Here is a 15,068-nt window from a genome sequence, read left to right as displayed (position 1 = left end):
GCATGACTTTACACAACCCGTTGCACAACTTGATCGCCAACCTGCGCACCCGCATCGGGCACGCCGTCGACCATGCGGGCGCGGTCGCCTCGCGCCAGCCGCTGGTCGCCGCAACCGTGCTGCTGGCCGCGGGCATAGCGCTGGGCGCCGGCGCGCGGACGGGCGTCGGTTTCGCCCAGGTCACGATGCTGCAGGCGCATGCCGCCGAGCAGCAGGAGCAGCTGGTCGCGGTGCAGCGCCAGGCCCAGCAGGAGATCAATGCCCTGGCCGCGCGCGTCGGCGAGCTGCAGGCCCAGGCCAACCGCCTCAATGCGCTGGGCGAGCGCCTGGCCCACGTGGGCAAGTTCGACGACGGCGAGTTCGACTTCCAGGCGCCAGTGGGCGTGGGCGGCGAAGGCCCGGTCCGCGACATGCCGTCGGCCGAGCTGCGCGCCAGCCTCGACCAGCTCGACACCCAGTTCGACGCCTCCGGTGCACAGCTGTCGGTGCTCGAGTCGCTGCTGTTCAACCAGAAGCTCGACCGCGAGGCCATGCCGTCGCGCACGCCGATCGCCGGCAGCTACATCACCTCGCGCTTCGGCCGCCGCGCCGATCCCTTCGGCCGCGGCAGCCAGTACCACCGCGGCATCGATTTCCACGCCAACACCGGCGATCCGGTCCTGGCCGTCGGCAGCGGCGTGGTCAGCTATGCCGGCGTCCGCTCCGGCTACGGCAAGGTCGTCGAGATCGACCATGGCAACGGTTACGTGACCCGCTATGCGCACAATTCCGGCCTGCTGGTGCACGTCGGCGACCTGGTGCGCGCCGGCCAGCAGGTGGCCCGTGCCGGCTCCACCGGCCGCTCCACCGGGGCCCACGTCCACTTCGAGGTCTGGGATCGCGGCCGCGTGGTGGACCCCCGCAAGTTCCTGTAGTCACCCTTGATTCCTCGAGGGGCGCCTCCACGATACAATCCGTAGTTGCCGTGAAAAGGGCGCCTCGCGCCCTTTTTCGTTTCCGGGCCGGTCCCGGCCCGCCATCCGGATACACAATGTTCAATCGTTTGCTTACCAGCGTCTTCGGCAGCCGTAACGAGCGCCTGCTCAAGCAACTCGGCGGCATCGTCAAGAAGATCAACGCGCTCGAGCCGCAGATGAAGGCGCTCAGCGACGAACAGCTCAAGGCCAAGACGCCGGAGTTCCAGCAACGCATCGCCGACGGCGAATCGCTCGACAAGATCCTGCCCGAGGCCTTCGCGGTCTGCCGCGAGGCCAGCATCCGCGTCCTGGGCATGCGCCACTACGACGTGCAGCTGATCGGCGGCATGGTCCTGCACATGGGCAAGATCGCCGAGATGCGCACCGGCGAGGGCAAGACCCTGGTCGGGACCCTGCCGACATACCTCAATGCCCTCACCGGCAAGGGCGTGCACGTGGTCACGGTCAACGACTACCTGGCGCGCCGCGACTCGGCCTGGATGGGCCGGCTGTACAACTGGCTGGGCCTGAGCGTCGGCGTGGTCTACCCGGGCATGCCGCACCAGGACAAGCACGCGGCCTACGGCGCGGACATCACCTACGCCACCAACAACGAGATCGGCTTCGACTACCTGCGCGACAACATGGCGCTGTCGAAGAACGACCGTTTCCAGCGCGGCCTCAACTTCGCCATCGTCGACGAGGTCGACTCGATCCTGATCGACGAGGCCCGTACCCCGCTGATCATTTCCGGCCCTACCGACGACTCGCCGGAGCTGTACATCAAGGTCGACCAGATCGTCCCGCACCTCACCCGGCAGAAGGAAGAGGAAGGCGAGGGCGACTACTGGGTCGACGAGAAGGGCAAGCAGGTGCACCTGTCCGAGGAAGGCCAGGAGAAGGCCGAAGGCCTGCTGCGCCAGGCCGGGATCCTCAGCGGCGACGAGGACAGCCTGTATGCCTCGCACAACATCCACGTCGTCCACCACCTCAACGCCGCGCTGCGCGCGCACGCCATCTACCAGCGCGACGTGGACTACATCGTCCGCGACGGCGAGGTGATCATCGTCGACGAATTCACCGGCCGCACCCTGGCCGGGCGCCGCTGGTCCGACGGCCTGCACCAGGCGATCGAGGCCAAGGAGCGCGTGAACGTCCAGCGCGAGAACCAGACGCTGGCGTCGATCACCTTCCAGAACCTGTTCCGCATGTACGGCAAGCTTGCCGGCATGACCGGCACCGCCGACACCGAGGCCTACGAGTTCCAGTCGATCTACGGCCTGGAAGTGGTGGTGATCCCGACCAACCGGCCGATGGTGCGCAAGGACCACCCCGACGCGGTGTTCCTCAACCGCGCCGGCAAGTACCGCGCGGTGATCAACGAGATCAAGGAAGTGCACGCCAAGGGCCAGCCGGTCCTGGTCGGCACCACCTCGATCGAAGTCTCCGAGATGCTCGGCGAGCAGCTCGATGCCGCAGGCATCCCGCACGAAGTGCTCAACGCCAAGCAGCACGAGCGCGAGGCGCAGATCGTCGCCCAGGCCGGCCGCCCGGGCGCGGTCACCATCGCCACCAACATGGCCGGCCGCGGCACCGACATCGTGCTCGGCGGCTCGCTGGAGGCGGAGATCGCAGCGATCGAGGCCGAGACCGGCGCGCCGGTCGACGAGGCCACGCGCGAGAAGCTCAAGGCCGAGTGGCAGCAGCGCCACGACCAGGTCAAGGCGGCCGGCGGCCTGCACATCCTCGGCACCGAGCGCCACGAGTCGCGGCGCATCGACAACCAGCTGCGCGGCCGCTCCGGCCGCCAGGGCGACCCGGGCTCCAGCCGCTTCTACCTGTCGCTGGAAGACAACCTGATGCGCATCTTCGCGTCCGACTGGGTGCAGAAGGTGATGGCGCGGATGGGCCTGAAGGAAGACGACATCATCGAAAGCGCGATGGTCTCCAAGCAGATCGCCAACGCGCAGCGCAAGGTCGAGTCGCACAACTTCGACATCCGCAAGAACCTGCTCGACTTCGACGACGTCAACAACGACCAGCGCAAGGTCATCTACCAGCAGCGCAACGAGCTGCTGGAAGCCGACAGCGTCAAGGAGAACATCGACGGCATCCGCGAGGACGTGGTCGCCGACCTGGTCCGCCGCTTCGTGCCGGACAACTCGGTCGACGAGCAGTGGGACATCCCCGGCCTCGAGGCCGAGCTCGCCGCCAGCTTCGGCCTGCAACCCGGGCTCGCCGACGAGATCGCGCGGCGCAAGGAAATCGACGCCGAAGCCATCGCCGAGGAAGTGCAGGACCAGGTGCGCAAGCTGTTCGAGGCCAAGGAACAGCAGGTCGGCCACGACACCATGCGCGCGGTCGAGAAGCACATCATGCTCAGCGTGCTCGACGACAACTGGAAGCAGCACCTGGCGCGCATGGACTACCTGCGCCAGGGCATCCACCTGCGCGGCTACGCCCAGAAGCAGCCGAAGCAGGAGTACAAGCACGAAGCCTTCAACCTGTTCGGCGAACTGCTGGACAAGGTCAAGCACGACATGGTGACGCTGCTGGCGCGGGTGCGTATCCGCAGTGAAGAGGAAGTCGCGGCGATGGAAGCGGCCGAGCGCGCCGCGGCCCAGCGCGTGGAGCAGCAGATGCAGTTCCAGCACGCGGACTCCGGTGGACTCGGCGCCGACGAAGAGGCGCAGCAGGCGCAGGCTCGTGCCCAGGCTGCCATGGCCAAGGTCGGCCGCAACGATCCGTGCCCGTGCGGCAGCGGCAAGAAGTTCAAGCACTGCCATGGCCAGCTGGCCTGAGGAAAGTCGGGACTCGGGACTCGGGACTCGGGACTCGGCAGGAGCGGGGGAAGCTGCGGCCGAAGAATCCGAGCCATCCATCCACGTCATGGCGGCCGTCATCGCGGACGCCACTGGCCGCATCCTCCTGGCCCGCCGCACCGAGGGCCGCGACCTGGCCGGGCTGTGGGAATTCCCGGGCGGCAAGCGCGAGCCCGGCGAGACGCCCGAAGCCGCGCTGGCGCGCGAACTGCACGAAGAACTGGGCATCGTCCCGGAGATCGGGCCGGCGGTGATCTCCGTACCCTGCCGTTACCCGCACAAGCGCCTGCGGCTGGACGTGCGCCGGGTCGACGCCTGGCAGGGCACGCCCAAGGGCCTGGACAGCCAGGCGCTGGCCTGGGTGCCGCCGCACAAGCTCACCAGCTACGCCATGCCCGGCGCCGATCGGCCGGTGGTAGCGGCGCTGCTGCAGCCGGACCGCTACCTGGTGACCCCCGCCGCCGACGATGGCGACCACGGTGCCTGGCTGGCTGCCCTGGAGCGGGCCGTCGACACCGACAGCATCCGCCGGATCCACCTGCGCAACGCCCCGCCTGCACTGGTGCGGGATGCGGCGGCCCTGTGCCGCGCCGGCGACGTCGAGGTGCTACTCAACGGCGACATCGCCCTGGCCCGCGAGTTGCGGGTAGGGGTGCACCTCAAGGCCGCGCAACTGGCCAGCTTGGGCCAGCGCCCGCTACCGGCGGCGCTACCGGTCGCCGCCTCCTGCCACGACGCCGCCGACTTGGCCCACGCCGAGCGCCTGCGTTGCGATTTCGCGGTGCTGGGGCCGGTCAAGGCGACTCCGTCCCATCCTGGGGCCCCGGGGATCGGCTGGGAGGCGTTCGCGGCCCTGCGCGAGAGCTGCACGCTGCCGATCTATGCCATCGGCGGCCTCGGCCCAGAGGACACCGCCACCGCTCGTGCGCATGGCGCCCAGGGTGTCGCGGCGATCAGGAGTTTGTGGCGCTAACGCAATTCAACTATAGTTTACATTAAATAAACTACAGTTTACTTTCGGTGAGTGCTCGAGATCCTGCGAAGCGACTCATTCGATGCTTGGTTGCGAGGATTGCGTGACCGTCAGGCGAAGACGCGTATCGAGGTCCGGATCCGCCGGCTTTCGTTGGGAAATCCGGGCCAGCACCGGGTTCTGAAACGCGGAATCTGTGAGATCAAGATCGACCATGGACCTGGTTACCGGATCTACTACATCTGTCGCAACCATATGATGGTGTTGCTGTTGTGCGGCGGTGACAAGTCCACGCAGGACCAGGACATCGAGCGCGCGCAGTACATTGCAAAGCAATGGGAGGATTCAACGTGGCCAAGACCAGAGTGAGGGAAAAGTTCGCCCGTTATGACACGGCGGACTATCTGGAAACCGAGGCCGACATCGCCGCGTACCTCACGGCGTGCGCCGAAGAGAACGATCCGGCGTTGTTCGTGGCCGCGCTCGGGGACGTCGCCCGCGCACGAAACATCACCCACCTGGCCGAACTGACGGGCTTGTCGCGCATGGGTCTCTACAAGGCATTGTCGGGAGAGGGGAATCCCAGTTTTGCGACGGTTTCCAAGGTGGCCCATGCCCTGGGCCTGAAGATCACCGTTTTACCGGTCTGAAGAAATCCCCAGGCGTCGGTATCGCGCATCAAGCCCGGCGACCTGGGCGCGCAGGGCGGACAGCTCGGCGGTATTGACCAGAATGTCGTCGGCGATCGCCAGGCGCGCTTCGCGGCTGGCCTGGGCGGCGACCATGCGCTCGGCCAGGGAGCGATCGATGCCGTCGCGCTGCAGCAGTCGCTCGATCTGGACCTCCACCGGCACGTCGACCACCAGGATCCGGTCCAGCCAGGGATAGGCAGCGCGGCCGCCGCCCTCGGCCAGCAGCGGGATCGCGGCGATGGCGTAGGGGCCGGGAGCGGCTTCGCACTCGGCGCGCAGGGCGGAGCGCACCTGCGGATGGATGATGCTTTCCAGGGTCAGTCGGGCGGCCTCGTCGTCGAAGATGCGGCGACGCATCGCCGCCCGGTCCAGGCCGCCGGAAGCGTCCAGTACGCCGGCGCCGAAAGCTTGGACTACAGCCTCGAGTCCCGGCGAACCGATGGCCACCACCTCGCGCGCGGCCACGTCGGCATCGGCCACGTACACGCCCAGGGCGGCGAACTGTTCTGCGACCGCGCTCTTGCCGGAGGCGACGCCGCCAGTGAGGCCGATGATGAAATCGCTCATGGGGCCATGCTAGCTGAGCATGGCCCGAGGCTCATGCCAGGCCGGCGAAGCGCAGGTAGGCGCCGACCAGGTCCTCGCCCCAAAAGAAGGTGATCCAGCCGGCGATGGCCAGGTAGGGCCCGAATGGAATCGGCGTGGCACGGTCGCGGCCCTTGGCGTACAGCCAGATCGAGCCGACGATGGCGCCGACCAGCGACGACAGCAGGATCGTGGGCAGGATGCCGTTCAAGCCGAACCAGGCGCCCATGGCCGCCAGCAGCTTGAAGTCGCCGTGGCCCATGCCTTCCTTGCCGGTGAGCTGCTTGAACACCCACCACACCGACCACAGGCTCAGGTAGCCGATGATGGCGCCCACCAGCGCCGGCTTGGCCGGCAGGTAGAGCGAATCGATGCTGGCCACCAGGCCCAGCCACATCAGCGGCAAGGTCAGCTGGTCGGGCAACAGCTGGGTGCGCAGGTCGATGCCGGAGGCGGCGACGAGGTAGCAGGTGAACACGATCGCGCCGAAGCCCTGCCAGCCGAAGCCGAACCTCCAGACGCAGCACAGCACCAGCAGCATGGTCAGCAGTTCGACCAACGGGTACTGGATGGAAATGGGCGCCTTGCAGTTGCGGCACTTGCCGCCCAAGGCAACCCAGCTCAGCACCGGGATGTTCTCGAACCAGGACAGCCCGTGCTTGCAGTGCGGGCAGTGCGAACGCTCGACCACGATGCCGGGCGGCGGCGGATCGTAGATCTCCGGCTCGCCCAGGATCTCCAGGCTGTCGCGCTTCCACTGCCATTCCAGGCGCCGCGGCAGGCGCAGGATCACCACGTTGAGGAAGCTGCCGAGCATCAGGCCGAGGCCGGCGGCGAGGGGATAGCCCAAAGCGGGGTTCTGGTCCAGAAAGGCCATTCGGGTCCTTTTGCTGTCGCGCGCAAGGCGCGCTCCTGCGGCTTCAGATCGCGGCGGCGAGCTTGAAGATCGGGAGGTACATGCCGACCACCATCGCGCCCACGATGCCGCCGATGAAGATCATGATCAGCGGCTCGAGCAGGCTGGACAGCGCGTCGACCGCGTTGTTGACCTCCTGCTCGTAGAACTCCGCCACCTTGTACAGCATCGCGTCCAGGGCGCCGGCTTCCTCGCCGATGGCGGCCATCTGGATCACCATGTGCGGGAACAGGCCGACCTGCTTCATCGCCATGTTCACCTGGTAACCGACCGAGACGTCGTCGCGGATGCGCTTGACTGCCTGTTCGTACACCGTGTTGCCGGTGGCGCCGGCAACGATGTCCAGCGCCTCCACCAGCGGCACGCCGGCCTGGAAGGTCACGGCAAGGGTGCGAGAGAAGCGGGCGATCGCCGAGTTGTGCATGATCTGGCCGACGACGGGCAGCTTCAGAATCGCCCGGTCGAGGAAATGCTGGACCTTCAGCGAACGATTCTTGATGTAGATGAGACCGCCGATAGTGCCGCCCACAACGAACAGCACCGCCCACCACCAGGCGATCATGAAGTCCGAGGCGGCGATGATCATCTTGGTGAACGCTGGCAGGTCCGCGCCGAAGCTGGCGAACACGTTCTGGAACTGCGGCACCACGAAGATCAACAGCACGGCGCTGACCAGGATCGCCACCGCGATCACCGTCGCCGGATAGAACAGGGCCTTCTTGATCTTGCCCTTCAGCGATTCGATGTTTTCCTTGTAGCTGGCGATGGTGTCGAGCACCGTCTCCAGCACGCCCGCGGTCTCGCCGGCATGGACCAGGTTGCGGTAGAGCTCGTCGAACTGCACCGGGTGCTTGCCCAGCGATTCATGCAGCGAGCTGCCGCCCTCGATGCTGCTGCGGATGTCGCTGTAGAGCTCCTTGGCCTTGGGGTTCTTCTGCCCGCCGGCGATGATCTCCAGGCCGCCGACGATCGGCACGCCGGACTTCATCATCGTGGCGAGCTGGCGGCTGAACACCGCGATGTCGCCCGGGGTCACCTTCTTGCCGGCGCTGCCGAACAGTGGCTTGGGCTTGGGCCGCACCGAGGTCGGGGTGATGCCCATCTTGCGCAGCTCGGCGCGAACGAAGTTCTCGCTCTTGGACGGCTGCTCGCCCTTCATCTTGGTGCCGCGCTTGTCGACGCCTTCCCAGACGTAGAGCTTCAGCTCGTCGCGGAGGCTGCTCTTTGCGGCGGATCGGCTGGCTGCCATGGCGTCAGTCCTTGGTCACGCGGTTGATTTCGGCGAGGCTGGTGATGCCGTTCTTGACCTTGAGCATGGCCGACTGGCGCAGGTCGCGCACCTTCGACTGCTGCGCGGCCTCGGCGATCTGCTGCACGTTGCCGCCGGCCAGGACAATCGCCTGGATCTCCTCGGTCATCGGCATCACCTGGTAGATGCCGGTACGGCCCTTGTAACCCTCTGTGCATTCGGAACAGCCGCCGGCCTCGTAGATGGTCATGCCGGCCTTGATCTCTTCCTCGGTGAAGCCTTCGGCCAGCAGTGCGGCTTCCGGCAACTCCTGCGGTTTCTTGCAGGCGTCGTGCAGGCGCCTGGCCAGGCGCTGGGCGATCACCACGGTGACCGAGGAGGTGATGTTGAACGGGGCGATGCCCATGTTCATCAGGCGGGAGATCGTCTGCGGCGCATCGTTGGTGTGCAGCGTGGAGAGCACCATATGGCCGGTCTGAGCGGCCTTGACCGCGATTTCCGCGGTTTCCAGGTCGCGGATTTCGCCGACCATGATCACGTCCGGGTCCTGGCGCAGGAAGGAGCGCAGCGCCGCGGCGAAGGTCATGCCGCGCTTGACGTTCTGCTGCACCTGGTTGACGCCGGGCAGGCGGATTTCCACCGGGTCCTCGACGGTGCTGATGTTGCGCGACTCGTCGTTGAGGATGTTCAGCGCCGTGTACAGGGACACGGTCTTGCCCGAGCCGGTGGGGCCGGTGACCAGGACCATGCCATACGGCTTGGCGATGGCGTCGAGGAACAGCTGCTTCTGGTCCTCCTCGTAGCCCAGCTTCTCGATGCCGAGCTTGGCCGCGCCGCCGTCGAGGATACGCAGCACGATCTTCTCGCCGAACAGGGTCGGCAGGGTGCTGACGCGGAAGTCGATCTGCTTGGTCTTGCTCAGGTTGAGCTTGATGCGGCCGTCCTGCGGCACGCGCTTCTCGGCGATGTCGAGCTGCGACATCACCTTCAGGCGCGCGGCGATGCGCGGGCTCATCTTCACCGGCACCTTGGCCACCTGCTTGAGGATGCCGTCGATGCGCAGGCGCACCCGGTACTCGGTTTCGTAGGGTTCGAAGTGGATGTCCGAGGCGCCGCGGCGGATGCTGTCGACCAGCACCTTGTTGACGAACTTGACCACCGGGGTGTCGTCGCCCTTGGCGTCGACGCCGGCTTCGCCGCCGTCCAGGTCGTCGTCGTCGCCGCTGCTGACGTCGAGGTTCTCGAAGTCCTCGTCCTCGTCGCCGCCGCCCATGGCGTCTTCCAGGGCGTTGGCCGACTCCAGCCACTTGTCGATCGCGGCCTTGATCCGGTCCTCGTCGACCAGGATCGCCTCGACCGCGAGGTTGGTCTGGAACTTGAAGTCGTCCAGGGCGCGGGTGTTGGTCGGATCCGCGATGCCCACGAACAGGCGCTTGCCGCGCTTGAACAGCGGCAGGGCGCAATGCTTGCGCACCAGTTCTTCGCTGACCATCTTGATCGCGGTCTGGGTGGGGTCCATCGCGCTGATGTCGAAGAGCGGCATGCCGAACTCGATCGCGTTGGCGGCAGCCATCTGCGCCGGCATCACCAGCTTGTTCTCGATCAGGTACTGGGCGATGGGCTTGCGGGCCTTGCCGGCCGCGTCCAGGGCCTCGCGGGCCGCGTCCTCGGCCAATGCCCCGTCCATGACCAGGCGCCGGGCGATGCCGGTGATCCCCACCAGGTTGGCGTGCAAGGCGGTCGCCATCGCGAAACCCTCTCAATTCCCCATCCCGGACTTTACCGCAATCCCCCCGCCCCGCGAATGCCACGCCCGTCACAGTCCGCCCCGTGGGAGCGGCGGAAGCCGCGATATCCGCTACCCTTGCCACCAGGGGGACCAAGAATGCACCTATCCATCATCCTGCCCGCCAAGAACGAGGCTCCCGGCCTGCGCCAGACCCTGCCGGGCCTGCGCGCCCTGTTCCCGGAGGCGGAAGTCATCGTCGTCGACGACGGCTCCACCGACGACACCGCGGCCGTGGCCACCGAATACGGTGCGCGTGTCCTCTCGGCGCCGTACTCCATGGGCAATGGTGCGGCCATCAAGCGCGGGGCGCGCGCCGCCAGCGGCGAGATCCTCGTGTTCATGGACGCCGACGGGCAGCACGACCCGGCACTGATCCCGCGCCTGCTGGAGAAGCTGGACGAGGGCTACGACATGGTCGTGGGCGCGCGCAGCGGCAGTGGGCAGGCGAACGTCGGCCGTGGCCTGGCCAATGCCTTCTACAACCGCCTGGCGACCTGGATGACCGGTCATCGCATCGCGGACCTGACCTCCGGGTTCCGTGTCGCGAGGGCAGAGCGCTTCCGCCAGTTCCTGCACCTGCTGCCGAACGGGTTCAGCTACCCGACCACGAGCACCATGGCGTTCTTCCGCAGCGCGTATCCCGTGGCCTATGTGCCGATACCGGTGGCGGCGCGGATCGGAAAGAGCCATATCAAGCCGGTGCGTGACGGGTTGCGATTCCTGCTGATCATTTTCAGGATTGCGACGTTGTACTCGCCGTTGAAGCTATTTGCTCCGGTGGCCCTGTCATTTGTGGGGATGGGCTTGGGTTGGTACGGGTGGACCTTCTTTTACGAGGGCAGGTTCACGAACATGAGCGCGTTGTTGTTAAGTGCGGCGGTCATCGTCTTTCTAATTGGCCTGATTTCCGAGCAAATCACCGGTCTAACGTATCGTCGCGTCGAGTAAAACGGTGCTCACATGAAAGATATTCGAACAGCGGCGGATTTAGCCATCAACGGTGCTCCGCCGGCGTTCTCCGAGCCTCTTCACGTAGGTCGCCCCAACCTTGGCGATCGCGATAGTTTGCTTCGCTACACAACGGAACTTTATGACCGTCGCTGGTTAACAAACAACGGTCCCTTGGTGCAGGAACTCGAGGCACGAATTTCGCAGCGCCTGGGAGTCCGCCATTGCGTGGCGATGTGCAACGGTACTATCGCTTTGGAAATTGCGATTCGTGCGCTGAACTTGCAAGGTGAGGTGATTGTTCCCTCGTATACCTTTATCGCTACCGCGCATGCGCTTCATTGGCAAGCGATTACGCCTGTCTTCGCAGACATCGATCCGGCTACTCATAATCTGGATCCGGCCTCCGTTCGCAAGATGATCACTCCCCGTACCACCGGCATCATCGGCGTGCACTTGTGGGGGCGACCGGCCCCGGTGGCGGCGTTGCAGGAGATCGCCGATGAAAACGGACTCCAGCTCCTGTTCGACGCGGCGCATGCATTCGATTGCGCGTATCAAGGGAGAAAGATAGGCGGCAGTGGACGTTGCGAGGTACTAAGCTTCCACGCCACGAAAGTGTTCAATACCTTTGAGGGAGGAGCGGTTGTCACCAATGACGATACGCTAGCCGAAGATGTTCGCTTGATGCGCAACTTCGGTTTTCGAGGCTACGACACGGTTGTCCATCCAGGCACAAACGGCAAAATGCCGGAGATAAACGCAGCAATGGGCCTGGTCAACCTCGAAGCAATGCCCGCCTTCGTTGAAGCAAATCGTCGGAACTATGGTGATTACGTCACCGCGCTGGCCGGTGTGAGGGGATTGAAATTGCTGGAATATGATCCAGCAACGGATCCGAACTACCAGTATGTGGTTGTCGAAGTAGACGGCGGTCGCCGCGATGCCATCGTCTCCGCTCTTCAGGCCGAAAACATACTCGCGCGAAAGTACTTCTGGCCAGGCTGCCATCGCATGCAGCCATATCGCGAGCTTTACCCACATGCAGGCCTGCTTCTGGAGCAGACCGAGTCCGTCGCCGAGCGCGTAATTGTGCTGCCTACTGGCCCTGCGCTACCGGAAGGCGCCGTATCCGCGATAGCAACGGTATTCCGGCTGGTGGGAGCTGCTGCGTGAAAGTTGCAGTGATGCAGCCATATTTCTTTCCGTACATCGGCTATATCCAACTGATGTATGCCGTCGATGCATTCGTGATCTTCGATGACGTCCAATACATAAATCGTGGCTGGATCAACCGCAACAGGATCCGCGGGGAGAGTGGCCCGATCTGGTTGACGATGCCGGTACGAAAAGCAAGTCGCAGCCTTCCCATCAATCAACGTTTCTATGAGCTTTCTGGGGCAGATTGTGTCAGGTATGTCGAGCGATGCCTGAGCACGAGCTACGCGAAAGCAGATTACAAGGCCGAATCAATGCGTCTGATTTCGGCGCTTCTGGATCATGGTGAAAGCAATGTCGCGACCGCCAATACCCGTTTGCTGACCGGCCTCGCGCGAATGCTGGGAATCGAGTGCGAGTTCATGCTCTCTTCTCAAATAGAGAAGCCCGGCGAGCTTAAGGGGCAAGCCAAGGTGCTAGATATCTGTCAGCGAGTTGGGGCGACCCATTACGTAAACTTGCCCGGGGGGAAGGCGCTATACGATGCGTCGACTTTCGAGGAAGCTGGCTTGAGCCTGTCGTTTCTAAATACACTTGTTGCGCCTGCTGTCTTGGGCGGCGAGCCGCAGTACCTTTCCATAATCGATGGGCTGATGCATAAGGGTGTAGTCGGAGCAAAAGCACAACTTACTTTGTATGAATTGCAGGCTGGTTGATGGCAGCAGTCAGTAACGTCGTTGCGATTCACGGGGTGCCTCGTTCTGGTACGAGTTGGCTCGGGCAACTGTTTAATAGCAATCCAAGAGTCGCTTATCGATATCAACCGTTCTTTTCTTATGCGTTTCGTGGCCGGATAAACGAGAACTCAAGTCCGGTTGACGTTCAATCTTTTTTTTCCGATCTGCTTGCAACTAACGATCCTTTCGTTCTTCAGACTGGATCTGCGAGGATGGCTGAGAAAGCGCCGGTATTCGACAAGGAAGATGCAACCCATCTGGTTTACAAAGAGGTTCGATTCCATAGCCTTCTTCCTCATCTAATGACTGTTTCCCCGTCAATGAGGGTGGTCGGGATCGTGAGGGATCCGCGGTCGGTTCTTGCTTCCTGGATGCGCGCCCCGCGCGAATTTGATCCGTCATGGGAACTAGAAAGCGAGTGGCGTAACGCAACTAAGAAAAACGCAGGATTGGAAGAAAACTGGTTTGGCTTTGAGCGTTGGAAGGTTTTCGCAAATCTGATGCTGAGCCTCGAGAGCCAATACCCGAGCCGTGTCCGCTTGATCCGATACGAGGATCTGGTGGCGGCTCCTCAGGACGAATTGGCCAGTCTCATGACCTTTTGCAACCTGGGACTCGACAATCAGTCGATCCAATTCGTAAAAGACTCCACCTCCCAAGACGACGGCGATACGTACGGTGTATTTCGCCGGCGTGCCCTGGGTAGCCCGGGGTCGGAGCTGAACCCGGATATTGGAAGAATGATGGTGGAAGAGCTACGTGGTACACCGCTTTTCCAGTTCCTCGCTGGGTAGATGGAAGACGGGATGAGTCTAGCCTCGCGCACCCACCGTGCCACGCTTTGGAGCGGCGCGGATGGCGCGTTGCGCGCGATCTTTGGATTTGCGATCACAGTGGTGCTTGCTCGCCTTGTATCACCAGCTGAGTTCGGTTTGATGGCCATCGTCTTGGTGTTTAGCGCGGTAGCCAATGTCTTTGTCGACTCTGGATTATCTACGGCCTTGATTCAGCGCCAAGATGTCGGTCGGCGCGAAGAGTCAACCGTCTTCCTGTTCAATATTGTCGTGGCCCTCGTGGCGGCACTGGCACTCTCGTTGTGCGCTCCACTAATTGCAAGATTCTTCGTGGAACCCGAGCTAGAGGGCATAACCCGATTGATGGCGGTTAGCGTGGTGATTGGAGCGTTCGGATCGATACATACCACGCTTCTAGTCAAGACGCTGAACTTTCGTCCCCTCACCCTGGCCACATTCTGGTCGTGGGCCATCTCGGGGGGCGTGGCGGTGCTGCTCGCCTCGAACGGGTACGGTGCATGGAGTCTCGCGTGGCAACTGGTGATCCAGTTGACCGTTTCGACGCTGCTGCTGTGGGTTTCACATCGTTGGCGCCCTGAAATGATCTTCGATCGGGTGGCCTTCCGTGGGCTTTTTTCCTTTGGCTTCCATGTAATGGCGGCCAATATCGTGGATTCCCTCTATACAAGGATTTATAGCGTCGTTATTGGAAAGATCTTCAGCGCAGCTGATCTTGGGTTCTATACCCGGGCGCAGTCCACCCAGCAGTTGCCTACTACGCTCCTGACAAACATGCTCAATCGGGTTGCCTTGCCCGCTTTTTCTAGAACGGCCACCGACAAGCTGTCCTTGCAGAAGGCATTCGCCAAGGCTTCCCGCATGATCATGTTCGTCAATCTGCCTCTCATGGCCGGATTAGCCGTCACCGCGGAACCACTGGTTGTCTTTCTGTTTGGCGCCCGTTGGCTCCCGGTTGTGCCGCTGTTGCAGGTTCTTTGCTTGGTCGGAGCAGTCTGGCCTTTGCAAGTACTCAACGTGAGTGCCTTGCTGGCCCAAGGCCATTCCAGACTGGTGCTCAGGCTAGAGTTCATCAAGAAGGGCGTCGGTGTTCTTGCCCTGGTTATCGCCAGTAGATATGGGCTGTTGGCTATCGCATGGAGTCAAGTAGCGACCGCAGCCCTGTCGTATGTCGTGAATTGTTTCTATACCGGCCGCCTCCTGGAGTTTGGGGCGATTTCGCAATTGCGTGTCTTGCTGGGAATATTCGTTTCTTCGTTCATAATGGTTGCAGCGGTGTGGCTGCTTGGGCCTCACGTCATTGGGGGGGCGAGCCTTCAACTTCTTGTGTTGGTTCCAGTGGCGGCGGCCGTCTATTTGATTGCAAGCATGGTCTTTGGTTTGTCTCACGTTCGAGAATTTTCACGATTCTTGCGGCTTGTTCTCAGGTAA

General features: G+C 63.3%; 14 protein-coding genes. 10 read left to right on the top strand and 4 right to left on the bottom strand.

The features are described from left to right. Window positions 1-2 precede the first annotated feature (2 nt). From QAA18_RS03730 to QAA18_RS03710, 5 genes are all read left to right on the top strand, one after another. The gene (locus QAA18_RS03730; protein WP_279411094.1) at window positions 3-914 is read left to right on the top strand and encodes a M23 family metallopeptidase; all 912 of its coding nucleotides are present in this window, start codon (window positions 3-5) and stop codon (window positions 912-914) included. A gap of 116 nt (window positions 915-1,030) precedes the next feature. Beyond that, the gene (gene secA, locus QAA18_RS03725; RefSeq protein ID WP_279411093.1) at window positions 1,031-3,757 is read left to right on the top strand and encodes a preprotein translocase subunit SecA; all 2,727 of its coding nucleotides are present in this window, start codon (window positions 1,031-1,033) and stop codon (window positions 3,755-3,757) included. Between the two features lie 79 nt (window positions 3,758-3,836). After that, window positions 3,837-4,751 carry a Nudix family hydrolase gene (locus tag QAA18_RS03720; RefSeq protein WP_279411126.1) on the top strand — a complete coding sequence of 305 codons (915 nt, stop codon included), beginning with the start codon at window positions 3,837-3,839 and terminating at the stop codon, window positions 4,749-4,751. 51 nt (window positions 4,752-4,802) lie between these two features. Next, on the top strand, window positions 4,803-5,120 hold the full coding sequence (locus QAA18_RS03715; protein ID WP_279411092.1) for a type II toxin-antitoxin system RelE/ParE family toxin: 318 nt from the start codon (window positions 4,803-4,805) through the stop codon (window positions 5,118-5,120). Next, window positions 5,102-5,401: an addiction module antidote protein gene (locus QAA18_RS03710; protein ID WP_279411090.1), complete on the top strand. Its 300-nt coding sequence runs from the start codon at window positions 5,102-5,104 to the stop codon at window positions 5,399-5,401. The genes QAA18_RS03715 and QAA18_RS03710 overlap by 19 nt, the downstream gene beginning before the upstream one ends. Here QAA18_RS03710 and coaE read toward each other — a convergent pair. Genes coaE through pilB form a run of 4 tightly spaced genes read right to left on the bottom strand, consistent with a single transcriptional unit; the run spans window position 5,390 to window position 9,913 of the window. Beyond that, window positions 5,390-6,010, bottom strand: a complete 621-nt coding sequence (gene coaE / locus QAA18_RS03705) for a dephospho-CoA kinase (protein ID WP_279411089.1) — start codon at window positions 6,008-6,010, stop codon at window positions 5,390-5,392. The two genes, QAA18_RS03710 and coaE, sit on opposite strands and share 12 nt — an antisense overlap. A gap of 31 nt (window positions 6,011-6,041) precedes the next feature. Further along, window positions 6,042-6,905: an A24 family peptidase gene (locus QAA18_RS03700; RefSeq protein WP_279411087.1), complete on the bottom strand. Its 864-nt coding sequence runs from the start codon at window positions 6,903-6,905 to the stop codon at window positions 6,042-6,044. 43 nt (window positions 6,906-6,948) lie between these two features. Continuing rightward, on the bottom strand, window positions 6,949-8,193 hold the full coding sequence (locus QAA18_RS03695) for a type II secretion system F family protein (protein ID WP_279411085.1): 1,245 nt from the start codon (window positions 8,191-8,193) through the stop codon (window positions 6,949-6,951). Between the two features lie 4 nt (window positions 8,194-8,197). Next, window positions 8,198-9,913, bottom strand: a complete 1,716-nt coding sequence (gene pilB / locus QAA18_RS03690; RefSeq protein ID WP_279411125.1) for a type IV-A pilus assembly ATPase PilB — start codon at window positions 9,911-9,913, stop codon at window positions 8,198-8,200. Between the two features lie 165 nt (window positions 9,914-10,078). Here pilB and QAA18_RS03685 point away from each other — a divergent pair, with 165 nt between their 5' ends. The 5 genes from QAA18_RS03685 to QAA18_RS03665 are packed head-to-tail and all read left to right on the top strand — an operon-like array spanning window position 10,079 to window position 15,068. Continuing rightward, window positions 10,079-10,930, top strand: a complete 852-nt coding sequence (locus tag QAA18_RS03685; RefSeq protein WP_279411083.1) for a glycosyltransferase family 2 protein — start codon at window positions 10,079-10,081, stop codon at window positions 10,928-10,930. Window positions 10,931-10,942: 12 nt separating this feature from the next. Continuing rightward, window positions 10,943-12,106, top strand: coding sequence for a DegT/DnrJ/EryC1/StrS family aminotransferase (locus QAA18_RS03680; RefSeq protein WP_279411080.1), 1,164 nt, complete (start codon window positions 10,943-10,945; stop codon window positions 12,104-12,106). After that, window positions 12,103-12,804, top strand: a complete 702-nt coding sequence (locus tag QAA18_RS03675; RefSeq protein ID WP_279411078.1) for a WbqC family protein — start codon at window positions 12,103-12,105, stop codon at window positions 12,802-12,804. Before QAA18_RS03680 ends, QAA18_RS03675 begins: the two co-directional genes overlap by 4 nt. After that, entirely contained in the window at window positions 12,804-13,619 is an 816-nt protein-coding gene (locus QAA18_RS03670; RefSeq protein ID WP_279411077.1) for a sulfotransferase, read from the top strand. The genes QAA18_RS03675 and QAA18_RS03670 overlap by 1 nt, the downstream gene beginning before the upstream one ends. Then, window positions 13,620-15,068, top strand: a complete 1,449-nt coding sequence (locus QAA18_RS03665; RefSeq protein WP_279411076.1) for a lipopolysaccharide biosynthesis protein — start codon at window positions 13,620-13,622, stop codon at window positions 15,066-15,068.

Source organism: Luteimonas sp. 8-5, from assembly GCF_029763755.1.
Classification (GTDB): domain Bacteria; phylum Pseudomonadota; class Gammaproteobacteria; order Xanthomonadales; family Xanthomonadaceae; genus Cognatiluteimonas.
This window is presented reverse-complemented; position numbering and strand designations above follow the sequence as displayed.

Coding starts and splice junctions, on each gene's coding strand:
- QAA18_RS03730 (WP_279411094.1), top strand. CDS start 3: ATGACTTTACACAACCCGTTGCACAACTTGATCGCCAACCTGCGCACC.
- secA (WP_279411093.1), top strand. CDS start 1,031: ATGTTCAATCGTTTGCTTACCAGCGTCTTCGGCAGCCGTAACGAGCGC.
- coaE (WP_279411089.1), bottom strand. CDS start 6,010: ATGAGCGATTTCATCATCGGCCTCACTGGCGGCGTCGCCTCCGGCAAG.
- QAA18_RS03700 (WP_279411087.1), bottom strand. CDS start 6,905: ATGGCCTTTCTGGACCAGAACCCCGCTTTGGGCTATCCCCTCGCCGCC.
- QAA18_RS03695 (WP_279411085.1), bottom strand. CDS start 8,193: ATGGCAGCCAGCCGATCCGCCGCAAAGAGCAGCCTCCGCGACGAGCTG.
- QAA18_RS03685 (WP_279411083.1), top strand. CDS start 10,079: ATGCACCTATCCATCATCCTGCCCGCCAAGAACGAGGCTCCCGGCCTG.
- QAA18_RS03680 (WP_279411080.1), top strand. CDS start 10,943: ATGAAAGATATTCGAACAGCGGCGGATTTAGCCATCAACGGTGCTCCG.
- QAA18_RS03670 (WP_279411077.1), top strand. CDS start 12,804: ATGGCAGCAGTCAGTAACGTCGTTGCGATTCACGGGGTGCCTCGTTCT.
- QAA18_RS03665 (WP_279411076.1), top strand. CDS start 13,620: ATGGAAGACGGGATGAGTCTAGCCTCGCGCACCCACCGTGCCACGCTT.